Source organism: Microcystis sp. M53598_WE2 (genome assembly GCF_030067735.1).
In the GTDB taxonomy this organism is placed as follows: domain Bacteria; phylum Cyanobacteriota; class Cyanobacteriia; order Cyanobacteriales; family Microcystaceae; genus Microcystis; species Microcystis aeruginosa.
Genome location: NZ_JASJFE010001067.1, coordinates 1 through 3,687 on the forward strand (window position 1 = coordinate 1; position 3,687 = coordinate 3,687).

2 protein-coding genes are annotated in these 3,687 nt (G+C 43.0%); both read left to right on the forward strand.

The window, feature by feature from the left end; translation table 11 throughout:
* Positions 1 to 576: sensor histidine kinase (locus PX636_RS21795; RefSeq protein WP_288118853.1), on the forward strand; the 576-nt coding region annotated here is incomplete at its 5' end.
* A 223-nt stretch (positions 577 to 799) separates the two neighbouring features.
* A complete protein-coding gene (locus PX636_RS21800) occupies positions 800 to 3,586 on the forward strand; it encodes a cation-translocating P-type ATPase (RefSeq protein WP_288118854.1) in 2,787 nt (928 codons plus the stop codon).
* Positions 3,587 to 3,687 lie beyond the last annotated feature (101 nt).

Here is a 3,687-nt window from a genome sequence, read left to right on the forward strand (position 1 = left end):
GGAGAAACTAAAGAAGTATCCCGGAAGATTTTACAACAGATGGCCAACAGTTGCGATCGACAATTAACTTTAATTGATTCTCTCGTCGAAACCCGACAAAATGATCTTTGGGGAGTTTCCCTAGAACTAAAGCCTTTATCTCTCTACGAAATTGGTCAACAGATCGGTCAGGAATGGGAGTTAAGATTAAAGGAAAATCAAGCAACTTTAATTAATAATTTTTCTCCCGATTTACCCTTAGTTAATGCCGATGCTCACCATCTCTGGCGAGTTTTTGAGAATTTATTAGCCAATGCTCTTAAACACAATCCCCAAGGAATAATTATCACTTTATCCGCTAGACTAGAGGGCAATTATCTCCGGTGTACTATTGCCGATAATGGGGTGGGAATTAGCGAAACCCAGAGAAAAAAATTATTTGATCGCTATCAAAAAGGCAATAATAATAATAATCAGATTAGTTTAGGACTAGGTTTATATCTATGTCGTCAAATTATCCATGCTCACGGAGGGGAAATTGGCATTATGAATAATGATGAAAAAGGTTCACAATTTTGGTTTACTTTGCCCTACTAAGCTGTTGACTAAGTAGGTAGATGTTAAAAACTTTCAGACACCCCCCTTATCAAGGGGGGATTAAGGGGGGATCTATCTTCAATTTAATTATAACCAGCTACTTATCTACATTACTCGTTAAGACTGTCTATGAGCAGGAAGAGCCAGTTTAAACATTTGTTTTTTTCCGTGACCCTGGAAAGAAAGGGCTAAGATCTATCTAGATCAACTATCTTCACTTGCCATGGCCGCTAATGCCGACTATTCTGCTCATTCCAGCGTTAACTTGCAACAACCTTGGCATACCTATCCGGTGGAAACCACCCTATCTATCCTCGGTAGTTCGGCTGTTAATGGCCTCAATAGGGAGCAAATCGCCCAAAGAATTAAATATTATGGCAAAAATGAACTAAAAGAACGTTCGAGGCGCAGTAATTGGCAAATTCTCCTAGATCAGTTTACCAATATTATGCTCCTCCTCTTAATTGCCGTGGCCATAATTTCCGGGGGACTAGATTTACTGGCATTACAGCGCGGTCATCTGGCTAAAATTGGTGTTCCCTTCAAAGATACGATCGCTATCTTAACAATTGTCATCCTCAATGGTATCCTCGGCTATCTGCAAGAAAGTCGCGCCGAAAAAGCTCTGGCCGCTTTAAAAAAACTTTCCTCTCCCCAAGTTAATGTTATCCGCGAGGGCCAACGCAGAGAAATAGATGCGGTTAATCTCGTCCCCGGGGACATCATGCTGATTGAAGCGGGAACCCAAATCAGCGCCGACGGCCAAATTATCGAAGCTTTTAACCTGCAAATTCGCGAATCGGCCTTGACAGGAGAGGCAAATAGTGTTAATAAATCCGCCTCCATTGACCCCTTAGACAGGGATACTCCCCTTGGCGATCGCTTAAATTTCGTCTTTACCGGAACAGAGGTACTGCAAGGCCGGGCCAAGGTCATCGTTACCAATACGGGAATGACCACGGAATTAGGCAAAATCGCTCAAATGTTAGCAACAGTCGGCAATGAACCCACTCCTCTCCAAAAAAGAATGACTCACTTGGGTAATGTCCTTGTTGCTGGTTCTCTCATTCTAGTGGCCCTGACTATTACCATCGGACTGATCAATGCCGGTTGGTCGGCCCTAGAGGAATTAGTCGAAGTTTCCCTTAGTATGGCAGTAGCCGTCGTTCCCGAAGGATTACCCGCAGTTATCACCCTAACTCTCGCCCTAGGTACCCAACGCATGGTCAAACGTCAGGCCTTGATTCGCAAACTGCCGGCAGTAGAAACCCTTGGTTCCGTTAATGTGATCTGTTCCGACAAAACCGGGACGCTAACGGAAAATAAAATGATTGTACGCGAGATAGAGACAGTTAATCGCAATTTTTTAGTTACTGGGGAAGGATATAGCCCAAAAGGACAATTTTTAGACTCCGAGCAACGGGCGATCGATCCCAAAACCGATCTAGAATTACATCATCTTTTAATTGCCAGTATCCTCTGCAACGATGCCAGTTTAGACCTCGATAACGGTCACGATAGCATTTTAGGCGATCCCACGGAAGGAGCCTTATTAGTTTTAGGGGCGAAAGCGGGCTTAAATTTATCCCTAACCAAGCAAGAGTTCCCTAGAATCGCTGAAATCCCCTTTTCTTCCCAAAGAAAGCGAATGTCGGTCATTTGTCAAGGAGTCAATCCCGTACTATTTACCAAAGGTTCCCCGGAATTAATCCTTGAACAGTGTCTCTCCTATCAATCGGGATTAGAAAGTCTTCCTTTTGGGGATAGGGAAAAAGAAAAAGTCTTAGTCGCTAACAATGCTATGGCTAACAGGGGTTTGCGAGTCTTAGGATTAGCCTACAAAAACCTGATTTATCCGCCAGAATCAACTGAAATCAGCGAAGATGCCCTAATTTGGTTAGGAATGGTCGGTATGATCGACGCAGCGCGACCAGAGGTACAAATCGCCGTGGCTAGGTGTCGAGAAGCGGGAATCCGTCCAATCATGATCACCGGTGATCATCAATTAACCGCTCTAGCGGTGGCTAAAAGTCTTGGTATTGCCCAAGCGGGAGCTTTAGTCATCTCAGGGCGAGAATTAGATAAATTATCACCAATTCAGCTAGAAAACATCATTGACAAAACTAACATCTATGCCCGTGTCTCCCCCGAACATAAATTAACCATTGTCCGCGCCTTGCAAAAAAAGGGTAAATTTGTTGCTATGACCGGAGATGGGGTGAATGATGCTCCGGCCCTGAAACAAGCAGATATCGGCATTGCCATGGGAATCGCTGGCACCGATGTCACCAAAGAGGCTAGTGATATGATTCTCCTTGATGATAATTTTGCCACTATCGTCGCTGCCACGGAAGAAGGGCGAGTGGTTTATAACAATATTCGCAGTTTTATTAAATATATTCTCGGCAGTAATATCGGGGAAGTGATTACTATCGCCGCTTCGCCTCTTTTGGGTTTAGTTACTCCTCTAACTCCCCTACAAATTCTCTGGATGAATTTAGTTACTGATGGTTTACCTGCTTTAGCTTTGGCAGTGGAACCGGCTTCTCCTAATATTATGCGTCGCCCTCCTTTTAGTCCCCAAGAAAGTATTTTTGCTCGCGGTTTGGGTAGTTATATTGTGAGAATTGGGATTATTTTTTCGATTATTAATATCACTCAAATGTTGATCGCTGTGCGCTTGGATCCACTTTTTGGTAATACTGGTTCATGGAAAACTATGGTTTTTACTACTCTCTGTTTAGCTCAAATGGGTCATGCCATTTCCGTGCGATCGAGCGATCATCTTACCATAGAAATGAATCCTTTGACTAATCCCTATCTCTGGGTAGCAGTAACCCTGACGACAATTTTTCAACTGATGTTAATCTATGTTCCTGCCCTGCGGGATTTTTTCGGCACTCAATTTTTAACTAAAGAAGAATTATTAATCTGTTTGGGATTTAGTACCTTATTATTCGTTTGGGTGGAGTTAGAAAAATTATTTACCCGTTGGTATCATCGGCGATAATCAGGGAGTTTTTTTCATTGTTCAGAAAACAGTGAATTGAAAACTCAAATCTGATAACTGATGGTTCTTCGATACTTGGTATGGTTCGATAGGGGGGCATA

What these genes read in the sequence shown, in the direction of transcription:
- PX636_RS21800 (WP_288118854.1), top strand. Translation starts at nt 800, where the DNA reads ATGGCCGCTAATGCCGACTATTCTGCTCATTCCAGCGTTAACTTGCAA.